The organism is Blastococcus sp. SYSU DS0753 (genome assembly GCF_054051175.1).
Genome location: NZ_JBJHAT010000030.1, coordinates 35852 through 58400, shown reverse-complemented (window position 1 = coordinate 58400; position 22549 = coordinate 35852). Strand labels below are relative to the sequence as shown.

Annotated in this window: 24 protein-coding genes; 10 read left to right on the top strand and 14 right to left on the bottom strand. The window is 75.5% G+C overall.

Annotated elements, in window-relative coordinates:
* Positions 1–211: 211 nt before the first annotated feature.
* The gene (locus tag ACI799_RS18350) at positions 212–1258 is read right to left on the bottom strand and encodes an alpha/beta fold hydrolase (RefSeq protein ID WP_456589901.1); all 1047 of its coding nucleotides are present in this window, start codon (positions 1256–1258) and stop codon (positions 212–214) included.
* A gap of 71 nt (positions 1259–1329) precedes the next feature.
* Between ACI799_RS18350 and ACI799_RS18345 the strand changes: the two genes are divergently transcribed.
* Entirely contained in the window at positions 1330–1974 is a 645-nt protein-coding gene (locus ACI799_RS18345) for a TetR/AcrR family transcriptional regulator (RefSeq protein WP_456589902.1), read from the top strand.
* 101 nt (positions 1975–2075) lie between these two features.
* Complete coding sequence (locus tag ACI799_RS18340) at positions 2076–2318, top strand: DUF3107 domain-containing protein (RefSeq protein ID WP_346619940.1); 243 nt, start codon at positions 2076–2078, stop codon at positions 2316–2318.
* 186 nt (positions 2319–2504) lie between these two features.
* Here ACI799_RS18340 and ACI799_RS18335 read toward each other — a convergent pair whose 3' ends face one another.
* On the bottom strand, positions 2505–3155 hold the full coding sequence (locus tag ACI799_RS18335; protein ID WP_456589903.1) for a ferritin-like fold-containing protein: 651 nt from the start codon (positions 3153–3155) through the stop codon (positions 2505–2507).
* Positions 3156–3472: 317 nt separating this feature from the next.
* On the opposite strand from ACI799_RS18335, the gene ACI799_RS18330 reads away from it, so the two are divergent.
* Genes ACI799_RS18330 through ACI799_RS18315 form a run of 4 tightly spaced genes read left to right on the top strand, consistent with a single transcriptional unit; the run spans position 3473 to position 8211 of the window.
* The gene (locus tag ACI799_RS18330; protein ID WP_456589904.1) at positions 3473–5170 is read left to right on the top strand and encodes a DEAD/DEAH box helicase; all 1698 of its coding nucleotides are present in this window, start codon (positions 3473–3475) and stop codon (positions 5168–5170) included.
* Complete coding sequence (locus ACI799_RS18325) at positions 5170–6369, top strand: outer membrane protein assembly factor BamB family protein (protein ID WP_456613641.1); 1200 nt, start codon at positions 5170–5172, stop codon at positions 6367–6369. Before ACI799_RS18330 ends, ACI799_RS18325 begins: the two co-directional genes overlap by 1 nt.
* Positions 6370–6418: 49 nt before the next feature.
* Positions 6419–7339, top strand: coding sequence for an alpha/beta fold hydrolase (locus tag ACI799_RS18320; protein WP_456613640.1), 921 nt, complete (start codon positions 6419–6421; stop codon positions 7337–7339).
* Positions 7336–8211 carry an oxygenase MpaB family protein gene (locus tag ACI799_RS18315; protein ID WP_456613639.1) on the top strand — a complete coding sequence of 292 codons (876 nt, stop codon included), beginning with the start codon at positions 7336–7338 and terminating at the stop codon, positions 8209–8211. The genes ACI799_RS18320 and ACI799_RS18315 overlap by 4 nt, the downstream gene beginning before the upstream one ends.
* Before the next feature lie 66 nt (positions 8212–8277).
* Here ACI799_RS18315 and ACI799_RS18310 read toward each other — a convergent pair whose 3' ends face one another.
* The 5 genes from ACI799_RS18310 to ACI799_RS18290 form a co-directional block, all read right to left on the bottom strand.
* Positions 8278–9141 (bottom strand): RecB family exonuclease, encoded by an 864-nt coding sequence (locus ACI799_RS18310; RefSeq protein WP_456589908.1) that lies wholly within the window; start codon positions 9139–9141, stop codon positions 8278–8280.
* Positions 9142–9178: 37 nt separating this feature from the next.
* On the bottom strand, positions 9179–10036 hold the full coding sequence (locus ACI799_RS18305; protein WP_456589909.1) for a PHP domain-containing protein: 858 nt from the start codon (positions 10034–10036) through the stop codon (positions 9179–9181).
* 50 nt (positions 10037–10086) lie between these two features.
* Positions 10087–10722, bottom strand: a complete 636-nt coding sequence (locus ACI799_RS18300; RefSeq protein ID WP_456599924.1) for a PH domain-containing protein — start codon at positions 10720–10722, stop codon at positions 10087–10089.
* Between the two features lie 4 nt (positions 10723–10726).
* Complete coding sequence (locus ACI799_RS18295) at positions 10727–10885, bottom strand: hypothetical protein (protein ID WP_456589911.1); 159 nt, start codon at positions 10883–10885, stop codon at positions 10727–10729.
* Positions 10886–11047: 162 nt separating this feature from the next.
* Entirely contained in the window at positions 11048–11671 is a 624-nt protein-coding gene (locus ACI799_RS18290) for a DUF6758 family protein (protein WP_456589912.1), read from the bottom strand.
* Positions 11672–11753: 82 nt separating this feature from the next.
* Between ACI799_RS18290 and ACI799_RS18285 the strand changes: the two genes are divergently transcribed.
* On the top strand, positions 11754–12170 hold the full coding sequence (locus ACI799_RS18285) for an NUDIX hydrolase (RefSeq protein WP_456589913.1): 417 nt from the start codon (positions 11754–11756) through the stop codon (positions 12168–12170).
* 23 nt (positions 12171–12193) lie between these two features.
* Here the strand turns inward: ACI799_RS18285 and ACI799_RS18280 are convergent, their stop codons facing one another.
* The 5 genes from ACI799_RS18280 to ACI799_RS18260 form a co-directional block, all read right to left on the bottom strand.
* Complete coding sequence (locus ACI799_RS18280; protein ID WP_113798727.1) at positions 12194–12703, bottom strand: MaoC family dehydratase; 510 nt, start codon at positions 12701–12703, stop codon at positions 12194–12196.
* A gap of 92 nt (positions 12704–12795) precedes the next feature.
* On the bottom strand, positions 12796–13308 hold the full coding sequence (locus ACI799_RS18275) for a DUF6912 family protein (RefSeq protein WP_456589914.1): 513 nt from the start codon (positions 13306–13308) through the stop codon (positions 12796–12798).
* Between the two features lie 56 nt (positions 13309–13364).
* On the bottom strand, positions 13365–14744 hold the full coding sequence (locus ACI799_RS18270; protein WP_456613638.1) for a WS/DGAT/MGAT family O-acyltransferase: 1380 nt from the start codon (positions 14742–14744) through the stop codon (positions 13365–13367).
* A 62-nt stretch (positions 14745–14806) separates the two neighbouring features.
* Entirely contained in the window at positions 14807–16102 is a 1296-nt protein-coding gene (locus ACI799_RS18265; RefSeq protein ID WP_456589916.1) for an AAA family ATPase, read from the bottom strand.
* Positions 16102–16926 (bottom strand): SAF domain-containing protein, encoded by an 825-nt coding sequence (locus ACI799_RS18260; protein WP_456613637.1) that lies wholly within the window; start codon positions 16924–16926, stop codon positions 16102–16104. Before ACI799_RS18260 ends, ACI799_RS18265 begins: the two co-directional genes overlap by 1 nt.
* Positions 16927–17127: 201 nt before the next feature.
* Between ACI799_RS18260 and ACI799_RS18255 the strand changes: the two genes are divergently transcribed.
* Positions 17128–17382 (top strand): helix-turn-helix domain-containing protein, encoded by a 255-nt coding sequence (locus ACI799_RS18255; protein ID WP_456599927.1) that lies wholly within the window; start codon positions 17128–17130, stop codon positions 17380–17382.
* Between the two features lie 4 nt (positions 17383–17386).
* Here the strand turns inward: ACI799_RS18255 and ACI799_RS18250 are convergent, their stop codons facing one another.
* Positions 17387–17956, bottom strand: coding sequence for a hypothetical protein (locus ACI799_RS18250; RefSeq protein WP_456613636.1), 570 nt, complete (start codon positions 17954–17956; stop codon positions 17387–17389).
* A gap of 96 nt (positions 17957–18052) precedes the next feature.
* Between ACI799_RS18250 and ACI799_RS18245 the strand changes: the two genes are divergently transcribed.
* Together ACI799_RS18245 and ACI799_RS18240 are read left to right on the top strand one after the other, a co-directional pair.
* Positions 18053–18781, top strand: a complete 729-nt coding sequence (locus ACI799_RS18245) for a LysM peptidoglycan-binding domain-containing protein (RefSeq protein ID WP_456613635.1) — start codon at positions 18053–18055, stop codon at positions 18779–18781.
* A gap of 40 nt (positions 18782–18821) precedes the next feature.
* A complete protein-coding gene (locus ACI799_RS18240; protein ID WP_456613634.1) occupies positions 18822–19364 on the top strand; it encodes an Rv3235 family protein in 543 nt (180 codons plus the stop codon).
* Between the two features lie 76 nt (positions 19365–19440).
* Here the strand turns inward: ACI799_RS18240 and secA are convergent, their stop codons facing one another.
* A complete protein-coding gene (gene secA, locus ACI799_RS18235; protein WP_456613633.1) occupies positions 19441–22473 on the bottom strand; it encodes a preprotein translocase subunit SecA in 3033 nt (1010 codons plus the stop codon).
* Between the last annotated feature and the right edge of the window lie 76 nt (positions 22474–22549).

Below are 22549 nucleotides of genomic sequence, written 5' to 3'. Positions count from 1 at the left end.
GTCGGTGAACGTGGGGTGAGGGAGGTAGGGGATCGAGTAGGCCCGCCAGCCGTGGCGCCGCACGCCCCGGCGCAGCCGACCCCGGGGGCCGGCGGGCGGCCGCGGCCGACCGCGGGCGGGGGGCGGGCCGGGACGGGCCACGGGTCGGCCGTCGGTCAGACGTCCTCCCACCGGTCGCCTCCCCGCTCGCTCGCTCCGTCCCCCGGTGCGTTCAGCGTCTCACGCTGCGTGGCGCGTCGGCGACAGCCGGCGGGGCCGCCACGCCCGGCCCCGTGGTTCGGCCCTCCACCATCCCGAGCACCGCCCGCGCCGTCGGCTCCGCGGCCTCCAGCATGGCCACGTGCCCGACGTCGTCGAGGAGCAGGAGCCGACCGTCCGGCACGGTCGCGGCCAGGCGCGGCGCGAGGGCGGGATCGACCAGCCGGTCGCGCCCGCCCCAGATCACCAGGACCGGCATCCGCAGCCCCCGGGCCGTCCGCCAGGCGTTGGCCGGGCCGAGCCTCAGGTAGGAGGTGATCAGCCCGCGCATGCTCCGGGCCAGGGCCCGGTCCGCCCAGGGCTGCTGGGCCCGTTCGTGCATCTCCTGGACCGCCTGCTCCACGCGCTCGGGCGGCACGGCATGCGGGTTCCCGAAGCACATCCGCACCATCGACCGGACGCTCTCCTCCGGGGAGACGGCGGCCAGCCGGCGCTCCGCGAGGGTCGGCACGCCGGGGACGAGCAGGAGCAGCAGCGCCCGGCCGAACGCCGGCGGCACCCGGTAGACGGGCATGGCCGGGGAGACCAGCGTCAGCGTCGCCACGAGGTCGGGGCGCAGCGCGGCGACGAGCAGGCTCACCAGGCCGCCGAGGGAGTTGCCCACCAGGTGCACCGGATCCCCGGCGCCCGCGCCCGGCTGGGCCGCGACGTGCTCGAGGACGTCGACGACGGCGCGCACGTGGCTGCGGATGGAGTACCGCCCGCGCGCCGGGGGCCGTGACCGGCCGAACCCGGGCAGGTCCACCGCCCAGCCGTCGAACCGCACCGCGAGCAGGGCCGCGAGGTCGGTCCAGTTCGTGGAGGCGCCGCCCAGACCGTGGACGTACAGCGCCCGCTCCCGGGGCGCGCCCGCCGGCGGCCCGTCCCCGACGGGACCCCGCCACGGCGTGCGCCGCACGAACACCGCCCCGCCGCGTACCGGCACCTCCTCGCCCGGCCACGGCGGCACCGCGACCTCCAGCGCCGGTAGCGGGGTGGTGGAGAGCGGGGCCTCGGACATCACCGGCGACGGTAACGCTGAGTGCCGTCTGTCGATCACTCCGGCAGCCCGCCGGTACCATCCCCCTCGCCATGCAGCCCTCACGCCCCGCCGCGGCCAACCGGCGCACGTCCCGACTGCCGCGCGGCGCGCGCCGTCTCCAGCTGCTGCGCGCGGCCCAGGAGGTCTTCGTCGCCCACGGCTTCCACGCGGCGGCCATGGACGACATCGCCGTCCGGGCCGGAGTCAGCAAGCCGGTGCTCTACCAGCACTTCCCGGGCAAGCGGGAGCTCTACCTGGCGCTGCTGGAGGAGCACGTCTCCGAGCTGGCCGACCGCGTGGGCGAGGCGATGGGCCGCACCGCCGACAACCGGGCCCGGGTCGACGCCGCCGTCGGCGCCTACTTCGACTTCATCGACGCCGACGGCGAGGCCTTCCGCCTGGTCTTCGAGTCCGACCTGCGCAACGACGACGACGTCCGCGCCGTCGTCGACCGCGGTACGGCGGTGTGCGTCGAGGCCATCGCGGGCGTCATCGCCGCCGACACCGGAGCCGACCCGGAGCGTGCGCTGCTGCTGGCCTCGGGGCTGTCGGGGCTGGCCGAGAGCAGCGCCCGCTGGTGGCTACCGCGGAAGGGCACCGTCTCCCGCGACGAGGCGGTCTCGCTGATGTCCGCGCTGGCCTGGCGGGGCATCTCCGGCTTCCCCCGCGTCGACGGCGAGCCGGCCCAGGGCTGAGCGGCGGCGTTCGCTGACGGCGCACGGGTTCGGACGGTGCCCGCGACGACGGCTGGACTAGCGTTGGCCTCAGTCGCGCGAACCGAGGAGGCATCGCCCACGTGGAAGTCAAGATCGGCGTCCAGCACTCGCCCCGGGAGCTGGTCATCGACAGCCCCAAGACCCCTGATGAGATCGCGGCCGAGGTGGCCAAGGCCATGTCGGGCTCGACGAAGGACGGCCTGCTCACCCTGGTCGACGAGCGGGGGCGCCAGGTCCTGGTCCCCGTCGACCGGATCGCCTACGTGGAGATCGCGCAGGCCGACCAGCGCCGCGTGGGCTTCATCGCCGGCACCGGCAGCTGACCGCAGCCGGCCACGAGCAGCACCTGAGCGAAGGGGGCGTCTCCGCTGCGGCGGAGCCGCCCCCTTCTGCATGGTCGTGCCGAGTGGGGCCCGGAGGGTCCCGCGCAGGCCCGACGGACGCGCTCGGCGCACCAGGGGGACGGCACGTGGCCGCGGTGTCGGCCGGAGGCCGACGATGTCATCGCCTCAGGGGTTCAGGCCGAGGGTCTTCATCCGGGCCGTGTGCGCGCTGGTGATGCGCTCGATGAGCCGGCCGATCCCCGACAGGTCGCCGGTGCCGGAGACGATCAGCTCGGCGAGCGGGTCGTGCTCGGCGATCACCGCCTGCGACCGGGTCATGGCCTCCCCCACCAGGCGGCGGCCCCACAGCGCCAGCCGGCCGGCGACCGCGCGGTCGGCGGCGATCGCCGCGCGCACCTCGCGGACGGCGAAGTCCGCGTAGCCGGTGTCGGCGAGCACGTCGAGCACCAGCCCCCGGTCGGGCTCGGGCAGGAAGCCGGCGATCTCGCGGTAGAAGTCGGCGGCCAGCCCGTCGCCGACGTAGGCCTTCACCAGCCCCTCGAGCCACGTGCTGGGCCGGGTGCTCTCGTGGAAGGTGTCCAGCGCCGAGACGAACGGCGCCATCGCCGTCGCGGGGTCGACGCCCAGCTCCTCCAGCCGCGCGGTGAGCCGGAAGTGGTGCGCGATCTCGGCGGCGGCCATCCGGGCGAGCGCAGCCCGGCCGGTGAGCGACGGCGCCATCCGGGCATCCTCGGCCAGCCGGTCGAACGCGGTCAGCTCGGCGTAGGCGAGCACCCCCAGCAGGTCGGCGACCGCCGTGTTCTGGACCGGTGGCACGGCAACTCCTGGGCTCGGCAGCGGTGGCGCCGCGTGCCCCGGAGGGGTGACGCACCCGACACCGGGCAGCGCGGCGCCGAGAGGCTAACCGGTGCTCGCGCTAGCATGGGAATCGGCGAGCCTCCGGGCGCGCTCGAACATCTGTGCGCTGACGATCGCTGGACGACGCCCCCCGGGCTGTCTCCCGGGCCGTGGCGAGGTCCGGTTCCGCTGGCCGCGTCGGCGCAGGAACCGATCCCGCGACAACCGACCCGGGACGGGCGCGAGGCGGCGACACCGCTGCCGCAGCCGGTCCCCAGCAGACCAGAGGCGAGAGTTTGACCTCCACCGAGAAGACCTCCACCGAGACCACCGCCCCCGAGCTGGAGCACGCCGAGACCGGCGCGCCCGCTCCCGAGGAGCTCGCGCAGACCGTCGAGGAGCTCGGCGGCGCCCCCGTCGCCGCCGACAGCCCGCTGTTCAGCGACTTCGACGTGCACCCCGACATCGTCGCCGCACTGGCCGACGTGGGCATCCACCGCACCTTCGCCATCCAGGAGCTCACCCTCCCGCTGGCGCTCGCCGGCAACGACCTCATCGGCCAGGCGCGCACCGGCACCGGCAAGACCCTGGGCTTCGGCGTCCCGCTCCTGCAGCGCGTCGTCCCGCCGGCCGAGGGCGGTGACGGGGTGCCGCAGGCACTGGTCGTCGTCCCCACTCGCGAGCTGTGCGTGCAGGTCGCCCGCGACCTGGGCGCCGCCGGCGCCAAGCGCGGCATCCGCGTGGAGGCGATCTACGGCGGCCGCGCCTTCGAGCCGCAGATCGAGTCGCTCCGCAAGGGTGTCGAGGTCGTCGTCGGCACGCCGGGGCGACTGCTCGACCTGGCCCAGCGGGGCGACCTGATCCTGGGCAAGGTCAAGGCGCTCGTCCTCGACGAGGCCGACGAGATGCTCGACCTCGGCTTCCTGCCCGACATCGAGCGGATCCTCGCGATGGTTCCGGAGAAGCGGCAGACGATGCTCTTCTCGGCCACGATGCCCGGCCCGATCGTGACCCTGTCGCGGACCTTCATGACGCAGCCGACGCACATCCGCGCTCACGGCAACGACGAGGGCTCGACGGTTCCGCAGACCACCCAGTTCATCTACCGGGCGCACAACCTGGACAAGCCCGAGCTGCTCTCCCGCGTGCTGCAGGCCCGCGACCGCGGCCTGGTCATGGTCTTCTGCCGCACCAAGCGCACCGCGCAGAAGGTCGCCGACGAGCTCGTCGACCGCGGCTTCGCCGCCGCGGCCGTGCACGGCGATCTGGGTCAGGGCGCCCGGGAGCAGGCGCTGCGGGCCTTCCGCAGCGGCAAGGTGGACGTGCTGGTGGCCACGGACGTCGCCGCCCGCGGCATCGACGTCACCGGCGTCAGCCACGTCGTGAACTACCAGTGCCCGGAGGACGAGAAGACCTACGTGCACCGCATCGGCCGCACCGGCCGCGCGGGGTCGACCGGTGTCGCGGTCACCCTGGTCGACTGGGACGACATCCCCCGGTGGCAGCTGATCAACAAGGCGCTGGACCTGGACTTCGCCGACCCACCGGAGACCTACTCGACCTCCCCGTGGGTCTACACCGACCTCGACGTCCCCGAGGGCGCCAAGGGCCGGCTGCCGCGCTCGCAGCGGACCCGTGAGGGGCTGGACGCGGAGGTGCTCGAGGACCTCGGCGAGACCGGCAAGCGGAACCGCCCCGCGGGTCGCGGCGACTCGCGCGGCCCGGCGCAGCGCCAGGAGCCCGGCGACGAGCAGTCCGCGGGCGGCGGCAAGAGCCGTCCGCGGCGGCGGACCCGCCGCAGCGGGGAGACGGCGGCCGCTGCCGACGGCCCGGCGGCAGAGGGCGCCGCACCGGCCGGAACGACCCCGGCGGCCTCCGCCGAGGGTGGGAGCGCCAGGCCGCGCCGCCGGCGCCGGCGTGGCGGTGCCGGACGCGGCGGCTCGGGCGCGGGTGGCGCCGGCGCGGAGAGTTCGGGCGCCGGCTCCGAGGGCTGATGACGGAGCACCTCCCGGGGGCCCACGCCTCGCACGCTCGGCGCGGACCCCTGGCGGGTGGCCGGTCCACCACCGTCGGCGCGCCGCCGCTGCGGGTGTGGGTCTGGACGGCGGCCACGGTCGCACTGGTCGTCGTCGCCGCGCTGCTGTGGCGGGGCTCGGACGCGGCCGCCACGTCGAGCAGCACCGCGCCCGCGGCCGATCCCCCTGCGGGGGCGCCGGCCGACACCGTCGCCGAGGCGTGGTCCACCGAGGGCGACCCCGTGCCCGGGGACGTCGTCGAGGAGGGGCGCGTGCTGGTCGGCTCGCCGCACGGGGTGCGCGGGCTGGACCCGGCGACCGGCGAGGAGGCCTGGCACTACACGCGGGCCAACGCCCGGCTCTGCGGGCTCACGGCGACCGACGGCGTCGCGGTGGCGGTCTTCCGGACCGAGGACCGGTGCGACGAGGCGGTCGCCCTGGACGCCGGCACCGGCGTCCGCGCATGGATCCGGAACGTCGACTTCCGCGCGGACGCGACCCTCTCCTCCACCGACCGCATCGTGCTGGCCCGCAGCCCCACCGGGATCGTCACGCTCGACCCCACCGCCGGCGGCATCCGCTGGCGGTACGCCCCTCCGGAGGGCTGCCGGTTGCTGCGGTCCGCGGCCGGCGACGCAGGCGTGGCGGTGCTGCAGCAGTGCGCCGGCTCCGACACCGCGCAGCTCGAGCTGCTGGACGGGTTCGACGGCGACCCGCACTGGACCCGCGACCTGCCGGGATCCGACGGTGGGACCACCGAGCTGGTGGGCGCGGACCAGCTCGTCACGGTGCGCCTGGGCGACGAGGTGCAGCTGCTCTCCGCCGCCGACGGCTCGCTGCTCACCACCCTGGCCGCCGGCCCCGGGTCCGCGGTGCGGGCGTCGGCCACCGAGACCGCGGTGCTGGTCTCCGCCGGGGGCACGCTCACCGCGCTCGACCCGGAGTCCGCCCGACCGTTGTGGACGGCTCCCGCCACCGGTGTACCCGGGGAGGCGACCGCGGACGGCACCACGACGCTGCCCGTCCCGACGTCCGACGGGATCGTCCACCTCGACCCCGGCACCGGCGACGAGCTGGGCCGGTCGGGAGCGAGCGACCTGCCCGAGGGTGCGGTGGCCACCGTCGTCGGCCCTGCGGTCGTCCTCGCGCTGCCCGGCGAGGTCCGCGTCTACCGCTGAGGCCGCCCCGCCCCGGCGCGCCCGCTGCGTTCGGGGTTCACTGGGGGCCATGGTCCTGCCCGGCGGCCCCGATGCCCGACCCGTGTCCCTCGCCATCGCGCCCGACGACCTCCGCCAGCTCGCGCGGCACGACGCGGTCGCGCGCACCTTTCCCGGCGGCGCCGGGCCGCTCGCCGCCCTGGACACCGGGGGAAGCGCCGCCCGCGGCACCGCGCTGATGGTGGCCGGCTACACGGGCAGCAAGGAGGACTTCGCCCCGCTGCTGAGCCCGCTCGCCGCCACCGGGTACCGGGTGGTCGCGCTGGACCAGCGGGGGCAGTACGAGTCACCGGGCCCCGACGACCCGGCCCAGTACTCGGTGGCGGCCCTCGGCGCCGACGTCGTCGCGGTGGCGCAGGTGCTGCGGGAGGAGTCCGGTGCGCCCCTCCACCTGGTGGGGCACAGCTTCGGAGGGCTGGTCACCCGGGCCGCGGTCCTCGCCGAACCGGGCCTGTTCACCACCTTCACGCTGCTCGGGTCGGGGCCCTCCCAGCTCACCGGACGCCGCGCCGAGCTGCTGGACCACCTGGGCCCCCTGCTGGACGCCGGGGGCGTGCCGCTGGTCCACGAGACGCTGGAGCAGCTGGCGATGACCGATCCCAAGGCGCAGGCCGTACCGGCGCCGACCCGGGAGTTCTACTCGCGCCGCTTCCTGCGCAACTCCGCCGCCGGGCTGCGGGGCATGGCCGACGCCATGCTGGCCGAACCCGACCGGGTGGCCGAGCTGAAGGAGGCCGGTGTGCCGGTCCTGGTGGCGCACGGGGAGGCCGACGACGCCTGGCTGCCGCACGTGCAGGCCGACATGGCCCGCCGGCTGGGCGCCCGGCACGAGGTGATCGACAACGCGATCCACTCCCCCGCCGTCGAGAACCCGCCGCGCACCCTCGAGGTGCTCTGCGACTTCTGGTCGAGCGCCGAGGAGCGGTCGTGAGCCGGCTGGCACCGCTGCCCTCGCCCGACGACTGGACCGAGGAGGAGGACCGGCTGGGCTTCTTCGGCCCGGGGAGCGTGACCTGGCGGATCCACGGCGACCCCGCGTACCACGTCGGCGCGATGGGGGCGCTGATGCTCCAGGCCCTGCACCCGGTGGCCATGGACGGCGTTGCGCGCAACTCCGCCGGCTTCAAGGACGACTGGTGGATGCGCATGACCCGCACCGGCCAGTACATGGAGACGGTCGTCTTCGGGCGGCGGACCGAGGCGCGCCGGATGGCCGCCCGGGTGCGGGGCTACCACCGGAAGCTCTCCGGCGTCGAGGAGACGACCGGCCGCGCCTACCGGGTCGACGACCCGGACCTGCTCCTGTGGGTGCACGCCTGCGCCGTCGCGTCGATCCTGACGACGGCCCGCCGGGCGGGGGTGGCGCTGACGGACGACGAGGCCGACCGCTACGTGGACGAGCAGGTGACCTTCGCGCACCTCGTGGGGGTGCCGCTGGCGACGGTGCCGAGGTCGGTGGCCGAGCTCGACGCGTACTTCGAGGGCATGCGGCCCTCGCTGGCGGCCACCCCGGCGGCCGTGAAGGGTGTCCGGGACCTCTTCCTGCCGCCGATGCCCGGGTGGCTGCAGGTGCTGACGCCGGCGAGGCCGGTGTGGGGCACCCTGGCGGCGCTCTGCTTCGCGCTGCTGCCCGCCTGGGCCCGGAGGATGTACTCCCTGCCGGGGCTGGCGCTGACCGACGCCGCGGCGACCGCCGGGCTCCGGGCGTTCCGGGCCGCGTTCCTGGCGCTGCCCGATCGGGCGTACCGGTCACCGATCGTGCGCGCCGGGCTCGTCCGCGCGCCCGTGGCGCTGGCCGCCTGAGAGAGGACCACGCTGCCCCCCACCCCTTGCGAGCTCGGGGCGGGACCCTGCAGCGTGGCCGTTCCATCAGGTGGCCGCGTCGTCCTCGGGGAGGAAGCTCCACGGCTCCCGGGCCGGGCCGGCGGCCTGCCCCGCCGGGCAGCTGGGCCGGAAGTCGCACCACCCGCACTGCTTGCCCGGGACCGCCGGGAAGGCGGCGTCGGGGTCCTGCCCGGCGGCCACCGCCTCGCTCGCCGCCTGGATGTCGATGGCGACGTCCTCGGCCCGCCGGGCGTGGTTGGCCAGCGACCGCTCGGTGTGCTCGAAGGCGGCCACCGTGCCGGAGGGCACGTGGTGCAGCTCGACCCGGGTGCACGGCCGGCGGAGCGTGCGGCGGACGGCGAGGACGTAGAGCGCCAGCGCCTGGGAGCCGCGCGCCTCGTCATCGGTGCTCGGTGCACGGCCGGTCTTGTAGTCGACGACGACGAGCTCCTCGCCGCGTTCGTCGATGCGGTCCACCCGGCCCGAGAGCGTCATCCGCTCGGTCATCGTGCTGACGGTCCGCTCCCGGGCGCGGGGCTCCTCGGTCGGGTCGACGCCGGCGAGGTAGTCGGTGAGCCAGCCGGCCGCCCGGGCCCGCCAGCGGTCGGACTGCTCGTCGTCGCGGAACCCCGCGGGGCTCCAGGCCGCGACGAGCAGCTGCCGCGCGGCCCCGGGCGTGCGGCGCTCGACAGGCAGGTCCCACCACGAGGAGAGCACCTGGTGCAGCGCCGTGCCGACGGTGTGGTGGGCGAACCGCGGGCCGCGCGGCGGGCTCGGCCGGTCCACGTTGGCGAACCGGTAGCGCCGTGGACAGTCGGAGAAGTCGGCAAGCGACTTCGGGCTCGCGCGCAGCAGCCGCCGGGGCATGCCGGGCAGGACGCCCTGCCCGCCGTCCGTGGGGTTGCGCATACCGGTCACGGTAGCCGCGGGGGGCGACGCTTCCGGATCAGTCGCGCCACGGCGCGGTGCCGGTGCCCGCCGCCAGCAGCCGCTCGAACTGCGCCGGGTCCGTCGTGCACGCGCCGAGCGGCGTCGCCTTGTTGGTGCCGTGGTGGTCGCTGGAGCCGGTGGCGATCAGGTCGAGCTCGGCGGCCAGCCCGCGCAGGTGGGCGCGCTGCTCGGCGGTGTGGTCGGGGTGGTCGACCTCCAGGCCGAGCAGCCCGGCTGCGGCCATGGCGGCGATCGCGTCGTCCCCGACCACCCGGCCGCGCGCGGTGGCCAGCCCGTGGGCGAACACCGGCACGCCGCCGGCCGCCCGCACGAGGGCGATCCCCTCGCGGACGTCGGTGTCGGCCTTGCTGACGTAGTACGGGCTGCGGTGGTGCAGCAGCCCGGCGAACGCCTCCGCGACGGTGCCGACGACGCCGGCACGGATCAGCGCCTGCGCCACGTGCGGCCGGCCGATCACCCCGCCGCCGGCGTGCGCGACGATCTCCGCCCAGACCACCGGGTACCCGTCGGCGGCCAGCGCCGCCACGATCCGCTCGGCGCGACCGAGGCGCTCGTCCCGCAGCCGGGCCCGCTCCGCCGCGAACACCGGGTGCAGCGGGTCGAACAGGTAGCCGAGCAGGTGCACGCTGATCGGCGGCTGGTCGGAGGGGAACCAGCGGCAGGACATCTCCATGCCGGGGACGACGGTCAGCCCGGCCGGACGGCCCTCCACCGCCGCAGCCCAGCCGGCCGTCGTGTCGTGGTCGGTGAGCGCCACGACGTCGAGGCCCGCGGCCCGCGCGGCGGCCAGCAGCGCGGCGGGGTCGTCGGTCCCGTCGGACACCGAGGAGTGGGTGTGCAGGTCGATCCGCATCACCGGTCAGCCTGCCGCACGCGGGCGTGCACCACCCGGGGAGCGGCCGGTCACGGCTCTCGCGGCGGGAGCGGCGGGATGGGTTCGGTGTCCCGCCGTCCGCCGGTGGCGACCGGCCCGGCCGGTGCCGGCGACTCGGGGTTGCCCTCGTCGTCCCCGGCGCCGGCGCTGCCCCAGTCGCTGCCGAACAGCAGGCCGCTGACCTCGCGGTAGAGGTCGCCGGCGCGCGGCAGGAAGGTGATCTCCGACAGCCCCTGCTGCTGCCCGGCGGACTCGAACCGGAAGGTGCCGTAGCCCAGCAGCTGGCCGAAGAAGGTCTCCTTCCACGTCAGGTCGGTGATCCGGCGCAGCGGCAGCAGCGTGACGGTCCGGACGATCACGCCCGAGGTCAGCAGCACCCGCCGCCGGCTGACGATGAAGTGCCGCATCCACCACTCACCGACCCGCATCGCGTAGGTGGCCAACGCGACCAGGACCACGAGCATCCCGACGGTGCTGGTGACCCGGTTCTCCGGGTCCAGCACGAGCAGCCAGCCGCCGACGAACAGGACCGGCAGGAACTTGAGGGTGGGGACGACGAGCACCGCCCAGTGCCGGCGGGTGACCACCACCGCGTCCTCGTCGTCGAGCAGGTACTTCCGGACGTCCTTGGCGGCCCTGGTCGGGAGCCCGACAGGATCGGCCACCGGCTCAGACCAGGGAGCCGACGAACTGCGCGAGCGACGACGCCGCCTCGCCGAGCGCCTCGCCGGCGCTGCGGACGATCTCCGCCGAGGACTCCGGCGCCTGGATCACGTAGAAGAGCACGAAGGCGACGACCACCCAGGTGAGGACCTTCTTGAGGTTCACCGCCACCTCCGTGGTGTGGGACGAGGCAGCCCGGGCGTCCGGGCCGGCAGGAGGGTCCGCCGGGTGCGGCGGACGCGTTCGTCCCATGAGTAACACAGGCCCCACGGCGCACCGCACCGACGCGCCGGTCACGAGCGGCCCGGTCGGTTCCGCGACCGGGGATCAGCGGCCGGGCAGCAGGTGCTCCCCCACCGGCCCCAGCGGCAGGTCGGGGTAGATCCGTTCCCGCAGGTCGAGCAGCCGCAGCTCCTCGACCAGCAGCCAGGCGGCGCTCATCGGCCACATCACCAGCCACAGCCAGACCCCGTAGGCCTCCCCCACGAACGCCGCACGGTCCTGGCTCGTCGGCACCGCCCACAGCGGGGCGTGCTGGCCGGCGGCCTCGACGTCGACCGAGCTCGGCCCGGAGATCACGTCCCCCGGGTCGAGCCCCGGGAGACCGGCGTAGCCGCAGCCGACGCCGGTACCGGGTTCCTCGGCCACCAGCACGAGCTCGGCGGCGCCCCCGAGCGGGGCCGGTCCGGCACAGTCGACGACGATCGCCCGGGCGCCCGGCTCACCACCCCAGGCCAGCCCGGTCACCGCCCAGCCCGGGGGCACCGGGTCCGGCACCCACGCCGGCACCCGCGCGTCGGCGGTGACGGCGGCGATCGCGTCGTGGGCGACCAGGGCGGTGTGGTGCAGCGGCGTGACCGCGCCGTGCCGGTGGCACCAGGCGTGCGCCTCGGATCCGGGGCGGACGGCCACTGGCTCACCGCAGCGCGGGCAGACCGGTGACGCACTCATCGGGGAACACGGTCGCGGGAGCGGCCCCGATCGTCAAGCGCAGCGGTGCGGGGCCGCGGCCGGCGTGCGTAGCCTCCCGGGTGTGACCGCCGCCGAGCCTCCCGCGGTGCCGTGCGTCGGCGCCGTCGTGCACGACGCGGAGCGCCGCCTGCTGCTGGTGCGCCGGGGCAACGAGCCGGGGCGGGGCCTGTGGTCGCTCCCCGGTGGCCGGGTCGAGCCGGGCGAGACCGTCGGCCAGGCCGTCGAGCGGGAGGTCCGCGAGGAGACCGGGCTGCGGGTCCGCGCGGGGGCGGAGGTGGGCCGGATCCGCATCGACGGCGGTGCGGTCGTCTACGACGTCGTCGACCTCGCGTGCGCCCTGCTGGAGCCCGGGGCGCAGCCGGTCGCCGGGGACGACGCGCTCGACGTCGTCTTCGCGGACGCGGCGACGATCGCCGCCCTGCGGTGCACGCCGCGACTCGTGGAGACCCTGCAGGAGTGGGGCGTGCTGCCGGGCTGACCCGACCGCACGCCCCGCCGTCGTCAGCCGCGGGGGGTGGGCTCCGGGCGGCCGGGCTGCTCGCCGCCGCGGGCCTCCCCGTACGAGCGCTTGGGCACCATGACCTTGCGCCGGAAGATGCAGACGACGGTGCCGTCCTGCTTGTAGCCGATGGTCTCCACGTACACCACGCCGCGGTCGTCCTTCGACTTCGACGGCGTCTTGTCCAGCACCGTCGTCTCGCCGTAGATCGTGTCGCCGTGGAAGGTCGGGGCGACGTGCCGCAGCGACTCGATCTCCAGGTTGGCGATCGCCTTGCCCGAGACGTCGGGCACGCTCATGCCGAGCAGCAGCGAGTAGATGTAGTTCCCGACGACGACGTTCTTGCCGAAGTCGGTGGTCTTCTCCGCGTAGTTCACGTCCATGTGCAGCGGGTGGTGGTTCATCGTCAGCAGGCAGAACAGGTGGTCGTCGTACTCGGTGACGGTCTTCCCGGGCCAGTGCTTGTAGACGGCCCCGACCTCGAACTCCTCGTAGTACCGACCGAACTGCATCTCGCTGGCTCCCGACGTCGACGCTGACAGACGGCTGGTGATCCTACGGACGCGGCACGGGCCGGCACCCGCCGGCGCCCGGGCCCCGGGCGTCAGAGCAGTTCCAGGACCGGTCCGAGCTCCTGCCTGGCGTACCAGCCGAGCTCGTGCCCCTCGGCCTGGTCGACGACGAACTGCGCGTCCTCGCTGCCGAGGTCGGCCTCCAGGACCACGCCCACCGCCCGGCGGACGTCCTCCTCGGCCTCGGCGTCGTCGATGTGCGCGCTCACGACCTCGGGCAGCCGCACCTCGTGGGCCAGCCGGGCCGCGCCGCGCTCCACGTGCGGGTCGTCCATCGGGGTCACCGCGTCGTCGGGCACGTCGGCGGCGAGCACGACCCGGCGGCGGGCGGCCAGGGGGTCGAGGTCGAGCAGCCGCAGGCTCGCCCGCGCCGCGGCCAGGAGCGCGGCGTACTCCAGCTCCTCGGTGTCGGCCTCCGCGTCGCTGAGCGCGTAGAACTCGCGCAGCTGCGGGGTGACCGCGAAGACGGTCTGCGGAGCGGGCAGGTGCCCCTCCTCGACCAGGGTGCGGAGCACGTTCGTCGTCGCCGGCAGGTACACGCGCACCCGGCTGACCCCCTTCGTCGGTGGAAGGACGACCGTAGCCGCCGCCGGACGGCGGGTCAGGACGAGGTCTCGACCAGCCCGGCGACCTCCTGCTCGATGAGGTCGGCGAGCACGTCGACGTCACCCATGCTGTCCCGGTCGGCGTTGAGGCCGAAGAACACCGTGCCGTCGTAGGAGGTCATGCCGATCGACAGCCCCTGCCCGCGGGCCAGCGGCACCACCGGGAACACCTCCAGCACCCGGCCACCGGCGGCGTACAGCGGCACCTGGGGGCCCGGCACGTTGGTCACCACGAGGTTGAACAGCCGCCGGGAGAGCCCCCGGGCCGCCCGGGCGCCCAGCGCGTGCAGCGTCGACGGGGCGAACCCGCTGAGCGCGATCAGGCTGTCCGCCCCGACCGACTGCCCGTGCTGGGTGAGCCCGCGCATGGCGTAGGTGAGCCGGGCGAGCCGGACCCTCGGGTTGGGCTCCCCCACCGGCAGGTCCACCAGGTGGGAGGTGACCTGGTTGCCCGCGGAGCCGTCCTCGTCCTGCACCGACACCGGCACCAGGGCCCGCACCGAGGTGCCGCCGACGAGCGGCTCACCGCGCGAGAGCAGCCACTCCCGGAGGGCGCCGGCGACGACGGTCAACAGCACGTCGTTCACCGTGCCGCCGTGCGCCTTCCGCACCCGCTTCAGGTCGTCGAGGTCGGCGCACGCCACCGCGACCCGACGTTGTCGCCCGATCGGGGCGTTGAGCGGACTGTGCGGCGCCGGGAGGATCGCCGAGCGGGCCGTGCGGAGCAGGCCGCCGGTCACCCCGCCGATCCGCACGGCGGTGGCGCGCGCGTCGGTCGCCGCGGAGCGCGCCAGCCCGACCAGCGACGACGGGCGCTGCCGGTAGTCCTCGAGGGCCGACCACACGAGCTCGACGCCTGAGGGCGGCCGGCGGGGTCGCCACTCCGCCGCTTCCGGTGCCGGCGCGTCCGGCGAGACGTCGAGCAGGACCTGCCCGATGTCGACGGCGCTGAGCCCGTCCACGAGCGCGGGGTGCGTCTTGGTCACCACCGCCATCCGGTTTCCACCGAGGCCCTCGACGAGGTACGCCTCCCACAGCGGGCGCCGCCGGTCCAGCGGGCGGGACATCAGCCGGGACACCAGGTCGAGCAGCTGCTGCTCCGTGCCCGGCCGCGGCAGCCCCGACCGGCGCAGGTGGTAGGTGATGTCGAAGTCGGGGTCGTCGACCCACACGGGGTTGGCCAGGTGCCCCGGCACCTCGGCGACCCGCTGCCGGTACCGCGGCACCAGCGACAGCCGCGCCTCGACCAGCGCGGCGAGCGCGTCGAGGCCACCGGGAGGCGTCTCGAGGATCAGCACCCCGCCGACGTGCATGGGGACGCCCGGCTCCTCCAGGTAGAGGAACGAGGCCTCCAGGGTGCCCAACCGCTCGACCATCGTGCTCCTCCCGACGGGGCCCTCACGCTACGACGGCGACGCGGTTCCGGACAGCCCGGCGCTCAGCCCGCCCGCCGACCGCGCACCGCCCCGCGTCGGCCGGCCACGGGGACGGGGACCCCCGCGAGCTGGGCGGCCAGGGCGCGCAGCTCCGTGCGCAGCGCCGAGCCCGCCGCCGCCTCGGCCAGGGTGCGGCCGGCCGCGAGCGCCGCATCGGTCGCGCGCCGGTCGGCCGGGAGGAAGAACCGGGGCCGCCGGCCGGTGAAGCGCTCCAGGGCTTCCCCGATCTCCCGGCGCGGCTCACCCGGGACCGGTCCGCGGCGCAGCTGGTTCACGACCAGCAGCGGCTCGACGTCGGGCAGCACGTCGCGCAGCTGCTCCAGCGCCCGCACGCACCGCTGGAGGGCGACGGGGTCGGCCCCGGTCACGCACAGCACCGTGTCCGCGTGCTCCAGGACGGCCAGCGTGGCGCCGTTCCGGCGCGGCGCCGCGGTGTCGAAGGAGAGCTCCTCGTCGTCCTCCACGGCGAAGGCGCAGTCGACGACGGTCAGCCGCGCGAGGAGGCGCGCCTGCTCGAGGACCGCGGTGACCGCGGCCGGCCGGAGCTCCGGCCAGCGGTCGGCGCGGGCCAGGCCGGTGAGCACGCGCAGGTGGGGGCGGACCGCCCACGCCAGCGCGGCCAGCGCCGCGCCGTCCAGTGATCCGAGGCCGGCCTGCCGGGCCGCGCCGGCGAGCCCGGGCGACTCGTCGAGAAGCCCGAGGACCTGCGCCACCACCCCGCCGTGGACGTCGGCGTCCACGAGCAGGGTGGGCACGTCCAGCCGAGCGGACTCGTCGGCCACGCCGACCGCGACCGTCGTCCGGCCGGGGGCCCCTGTCGGTCCCCAGACCGCCACCACCCGGCCCCGTTCTCCCGGCGGCCGCGCCGGCTCGACGGGGGCACCGGGCCCGGGGAGCGCCGCGCGCAGGTCGGCGACGTCGTGGCCGGACGCCGGTACGCCCGTGACCGCCTCCCGCAGCGCCCGGGCGATCAGCTCCGGATCTGCATCGGCCGGCAGCACCTGGGCGACCCCGAGCCGGCGCAGCCGCTGCGCCGCGGCGTCGTCGCCGGGCTCCACCAGCCCGACGACCGCGACGCCGGCCGCGTGCAACCGGGCCACCGTGTCGCCGTCGAGGCGACGCAGCTCCGCCGACAGCAGGGCCGCCTGACCGGTGCCGGTGGCGGCGGCGGCCAGCAGGTCGGAGATGTCGACGCAGCGCCGGACGACGGTCACCCCGTGGTCGTCGCGGTCGAGGGCGCCGACGAGCTCGGACTCCCAGCCGGCCCCGGTCACGGCGGTGAAGACCTGCAGTGCCATCAGCCGGTCGGTCCCGCCGGTGCGGGCGCTCCCTCGGTGGCCGCGGCCGGCCCCGGAGCAGGGCCGGGCGCGGACGACGGTGCGGGCGTGGCGCGCGCCGCGCTCGACGGCGCCGGGGGGCCGGTCCGCTGCACCGCGGTCGCCCCGGCCGGGTGGGCGACGACCACGAGCGGGCGCCCGGCGATGGCCGCCAGCACGTCTGCGGCGTCGTCGGCCGCGACGCTCACCACGACCTGCACCGTGGTGGTCGGCGTGGAGAGCACGCCCGAGGAGCTGCCCGACAGCGCCTGCACCGGCGCAGCGCCGACGACAAGGTCCACGCTGCCGACGGCCGGCCCGGTGGCCCCGGCCGCCGGGTCGGCGACGGCGTACACGTCGACCAGCTGCCCCCGGCGCAGACCCGGCGGCACGTAGCCAGCCTGGACCGGGAGCGCCAGCTGCACCAGGTCCGACGGCTCCTCGAGGGCCGAGCGGGGCAGGAGCTCCCCGGCCCGGACCCCGCGGGCGAGGGTGCTGCCGTCCGGACGGGTGCTGCCCGCCAGGTACCGGTCCGCGGCGTCGTCGAGCCGGACGTCGACCACCACGAGGTCGTCCGCGGTCAGCACCGTCCCGGCCGCGAGGTCGTCGGCGGCGCTCCAGACCGGCACGGTGGCGTCCGCGGCGCTGACCACCCGCGCGCCGAGCAGGACCGAGGCGAGGACGAGCAGCACCCCCAGCACCAGCCGGAGGTCCAGCCACCCCGGTGCCCGGACGCGCCGCGGGGTGGGCCCCGCCGGCAGCTCGGGGGCGTCGGGGACGGCGCCCGGGGTGCGCACGGCGGTCACACGACCTTCTCTCTGCCGGCAGGCCACCGGCCCGGTCGGGCGCGTCGACCCGCGGGTACGGGCCGATGGCGGCAATGGGGTGCCGATGATGCGGCACGCGTGCGTACTCGTGCATCCGCCGTCCACACGTTCGGGTGTGGACGGCCGCCACGGACCACCGGCACGGCTGACAGACTGGACGACGACCGGATGGAGACGCCGATGCCCACACCTCGCTTCCTGACCCTCGACGACGTCGCCGAGATCCTCAACGTCTCGTGGTCGCAGGCCTATGCGCTGGTGCGCCGCAAGGAGCTGATCGCCATCCAGATCGGCGGCCGCGGCCAGTGGCGCGTCGAGGTGGACGAGCTGGAGCGGTTCATCCAGCAGAAGTACGCCGAGGCCCGCGCGGGCACGGTGCCCGCCGAGCCGGCTCCGGGTGCCGGCGCGGAGGAGGCTGCCGACCAGCGGGCCTGACGCCTCAGTCCCAGCCCGGCACCAGGGTGCGCACCACGGCCACCGCGTCCACGACCACGGCCGACACCCGCCGCACCGCGTGCGGGCGACGCGGCTGGTCCGCCGGGTGCTCGGCCACCTCCAGGTAGTCGGCGCCCACCCGGTCGATCGTCCCGGTCAGCTGCGTGCCGTCGTCCAGCACGAGCTGGACGGCGCTCCGGTCCCGCGCTAGCCCGCGCAGCGCCCGCCGCAGGTCCAGCCGCACCCGCACCGAGCCCGCCTCCTCCGCCGGCGCGGTCCACCGGCCCAGCCCGTCGACGGCCCGCACCGCGGCGACCGCCACGAGCTGGTCGCGTGCCCGCTCGTCGGTGAGCAGCAGCCAGTCGCTCCCCCGGTCGGCGAGCACCCCCCGGACCCGTCCCGCGCCGCGGCAGGTCACCACGAGCTCCGCGCCGAGCGCGCCCCCGATGCGGTCGGCCAGCCGGACGGCGCCGATCTCCGCGCGGGCACGCGACGCCCACTCGGCCCGCTCCTCCGCCTCCTCCGCCGCCTCGAACTGCGCCTGCAGGTCGGCGAACAGCTGTTGCCACCGCATCTCCCACCTCCGCCGACAGCCTAGATCGTGCGGATACTCGCATTTGCTTGCGTTTGATTGTTTTAGTGACGCAACGTCAACACGGAGGAGGCGCGGATGTCGGCGCGACGACTGCTCGGCACGGGCCTCGGCATGGCCGCGATCGCCGTCCTGCTGGGGCTGCTGACCCCCGCCGTCCCTGCCTCCCTCGCCGCGCTCGGCGCCGCGCAGCGCACGGCCGACACGACGGGCGCCGACGTCCTCGTCCTCCACCTGGTGGGGCTGCTCGCCTGGGCGGTGTGGGGCTGGGGCGCGCTCGGCCTCGCGCTCACCGCGTGCTCGGCCCTGCCCGGCGCGGCCGGAGCCCTCGCCGACGGCGCACTCCGCGGGCTGCTCCCCCGATCCGCACGCCGGGCCGCCTCCCTCGCCCTGGGCGTCGGCCTGGGCATCGCCCCACCGCTGCTGGTGACCGCCGCACCCGGGCTGCCGGCCGCGGCCGCGGCGGAGGAGGTCCCGGCCCGGCCCGGTCCGGGAGCGGGGAGCGCCGTCCCCGACTGGCCGGCCCCGGCACCGCCTGCCGCGCCGACGCCGGACGACGGTGCGCGGGCCGATGCGCCGCCCGACTGGCCGCCGGCCCCCTCCGCCGACGAGCACGTCGTCGTGCGCGGCGACTGCCTCTGGCGCATCGCCGAGGACCACCTGGCGCGCACCGCGGGGCGCGCGCCCGCCACCGCCGAGGTGGCCACCGCCGTGACGGCCTGGTGGCGCGCCAACGCGGAGGTGATCGGCCCCGACCCCGACCTGCTGCTGCCCGGCCAGGTGCTGCGCCCGCCCGCCATGCCGTGACCCGCCCGTCCGCCACCGACCGCCACTCCCGGGAGCCCCGATGACCGCGCCGTCCCGCCCCGCCCCTCCCACCGCACGCCCGGCCCTGCGCCTGACCGTCATCCCCACACCGCAGCCGCCGGCCGACCCCTTGCCGGCTCTGCGGCTGGTGCACCCGGGACGGCCGCTCCCCCGGCCCGTCCCACGCCCGGGCCCCCGGCCGAGCGTCGCGGCCCCCGCCGCCGCGCGCGACGAGTTCGGACCCGTCCTGACGGGGCGGGACGAACTCCCGCCGGTCGGCGCGGCGGCCCGGCGGCTGGTGACCACGGCGCTGGAGGCGCTGGCCGGACGGCGACCACTCGCCCAGGTTCGGCCCCTGGCCTCGCCCGGCGTCTACGCGGCGCTGTCGGCCGGCCGCCGCCCGCGGTGGTGCGCCGAGGGCAACGCGCCGGTGGTGATCGGCCGGGTGCGCGTCTGCGAGCCCGTGGACGGGGTCGCGGAGGTCAGCGCCGTCACGCACCGGGGCGGCCGCGCGCACGCCGTGGCGGCTCGACTGGAGGGCATGGACGGCCACTGGCGCTGCACGGTGCTGCAGATCGGCTGAGCCCCGCGGGCCCCTGCACGACGACGCCCCGCCGACCGTGTGCCGGTCGGCGGGGCGTCCGGACGGGGTCCTTCTGCTAGTTGCCGGCCGCCCCGTGGCACTGCTTGTACTTCCGGCCCGACCCGCACGGGCAGGGCGCGTTGCGCGGGGTCTCCTTGGTGCCGGAGACCGTCGCCGTCTTGGCGGCCTTGGCCTTTCCACCCTCGGCCGGGGATGCGTCCAGGCTGGGCGCGGAGTAGGTGAGGTTCTCCGGCGCACGGCGCGGCTCGTCGAGACCCTTGACCGCCAGCACCGGCCCGGTGCCGGCCGTGGCCGCCTCCTCGGCTGCCTCGGCAGCCGGCGCGGGAGCTGCCGGAGCAGGGACCTCCGACGGGGGCGCCGGAGCAGGGGCATCCGCGACAGCGGCCGCCGGATCAGGGGCCTCCACCAGCGGGGCGTTCGGTGCCGCGGGCGCCGACGAGCGGCGCGCCGTCGCGGCCGCAGCGCCACCGGCGGCCGCCTTCGCCGCCGCGGCCTGCCGGGCCAGCAGCTTCGCCGTGCCGGCCTGGGCAGCCGCCAGCGCCTTGGCCTCCGCCTCGGCCTGCTTGGCCTTCGCCTCGGCCTCCTGCTCGTCCTTGGTCTTCACCTCGAGGTTGAACAGGAAGCCGACCGACTCCTCCTTGATGCCGTCGAGCATCGCCACGAACATGTCGTAGCCCTCGCGCTGGTACTCCACGACCGGGTCGCGGTTGGCCATCGCGCGCAGGTGGATGCCGGCCCGCAGGTAGTCCATCTCGTAGAGGTGCTCACGCCACTTGCGGTCGAGCACGCTCAGCAGCACCCGCCGCTCCAGCTCGCGCATGACCTCCGCGCCGAGGGCGGTCTCCCGCTCCTCGTAGGCGCGGTGGACGTCGTCGAGCAGCGCGGCCTTGAGGTCCTCGGCGGAGAGGTCGGACTGCTCCCCGCCGGCCTTCTGCGCGACGAGCTCGTCGACGGTGACCCCGACCGGGTACAGCGCCTTGAGACCGCTCCACAGCTGGTCGAGGTCCCAGTCCTCGGCGTACCCGGTCTCGGTGGCGCCGTCGACGTAGGCGGAGACCACGTCGTCGACCATCGACCGCACCTGCTCGTGCAGATCGGCCCCCTCGAGCACCTTGCGCCGCTCGTCGTAGATGACGGTGCGCTGGCGGTTGAGGACCTCGTCGTACTTGAGGACGTTCTTGCGGACCTCGAAGTTCTGCTGCTCGACCTGGGTCTGCGCCGAGAGGATCGCCCGGCTGACCATCTTCGACTCGATGGGCTGGTCGTCGGGCACCCGGAGGGTGTTCATCATCGACTCGAGCATCGGGCCGTTGAACCGGCGCATCAGGTCGTCACCCAGGGAGAGGTAGAACCGCGACTCCCCCGGGTCGCCCTGCCGGCCGGAACGCCCGCGCAGCTGGTTGTCGATCCGGCGGCTCTCGTGCCGCTCGGTGCCCAGGACGTACAGCCCGCCGGCCTCCGCGACCGCCTCGTGCTCGGCCTTCACCTGGGCCTTCGCCGCCTCGAGGGCCTCGTCCCAGGCGGCCTCGTACTCCTCCGGGGTCTCCGTCGGCGACAGCCCGCGGGCGCGCAGCGCCTCGTCGGCGATGAACTCGGCGTTGCCGCCGAGCTGGATGTCGGTACCGCGCCCGGCCATGTTGGTGGCCACGGTCACCGCGCCCGGCCGCCCGGCCAGCGCGATGATCGACGCCTCCCGGGCGTGGTTCTTCGCGTTCAGCACCTCGTGCGGGATCCCGCGCCGGAGCAGGTACTTCGACAGCACCTCGGACTTCTCGACGCTGGCGGTGCCCACGAGCACCGGCTGGCCGGCCTCGTGCCGCTCGGCGATGTCGTCGACGACGGCGTCGAACTTCGCCTTCTCCGTCTTGTAGATGACGTCGGAGCGGTCCTGCCGCACCATCGGCCGGTTCGTGGGGATCGGGACGACCCCCAGCTTGTAGGTCTGGTGCAGCTCGGCGGCCTCGGTCTGGGCCGTGCCGGTCATGCCCGAGAGCTTCTCGTAGAGCCGGAAGTAGTTCTGCAGGGTGATCGTGGCGAGCGTCTGGTTCTCGTCCTTGATCTTCACCCGCTCCTTGGCCTCGATGGCCTGGTGCATGCCCTCGTTGTAGCGGCGCCCGGCCAGCACGCGGCCGGTGAACTCGTCGACGATGAGGACCTCGCCGTTGCTGACGATGTACTGCTGGTCCTTCTTGAACAGCTCCTTGGCCTTGAGGGCGTTGTTCAGGTAGCCGATCAGCGGGGTGTTGACGGCCTCGTAGAGATTGTCGATGCCGAGCTGGTCCTCGACGAACTCCACGCCCTCCTCGGTGACGGCGACGGTGCGCTTGTCCTCCTCCACCTCGTAGTGGACGTCGCGCTTCATCAGCGGCACGATCCGCGCGAACTCCTGGTACCACTTGCCGGCGGTCTCCGCGGGGCCGCTGATGATCAGCGGGGTGCGGGCTTCGTCGATGAGGATGGAGTCGACCTCGTCGACGATCGCGTAGTGGTGCCCGCGCTGCACCAGGTCGGCCTTGCTCCAAGCCATGTTGTCGCGCAGGTAGTCGAAGCCGAACTCGTTGTTCGTCCCGTAGGTGATGTCGCAGGCGTACAGCTCGCGCCGTTGCGCGGGGGTCTGGCCGGACAGGATGCTGCCGACCGACAGCCCCAGGAAGCGGTGCACGCGGCCCATCCACTCGGCGTCGCGCTTGGCCAGGTAGTCGTTGACCGTGACCACGTGGACGCCCTTGCCGGAGAGCGCGTTGAGGTAGGCGGGGAGGACCCCGGTGAGCGTCTTGCCCTCACCGGTGCGCATCTCGGCGATGTTGCCCAGGTGCAGCGCCGCACCGCCCATGAGCTGCACCCGGAAGTGCCGCTGCCCCAGGGTGCGGGTGGCCGCCTCGCGCACGACCGCGAACGCCTCGGGCAGCAGCGCGTCGAGGGACTCGCCGTCGGCGTGGCGCGCCTTGAACTCGTCGGTCTTCGCCCGGAGCTCCGCATCGGAGAGGTCGGTGTAGTCGTCGGCGAGCGACTCCACGGCGTCGGCGATTCTGCCGAGGCGTCGGACCAGCTTGCCCTCACCGGCACGGAGGATCTTCGAGAACAGCACGCCCCCAGCGTAGGCGGCCCGGCCGCGGCTGCGGTCGCGGCGACCGCCCTGGGCACCACGCGTCCCATCCGTACGC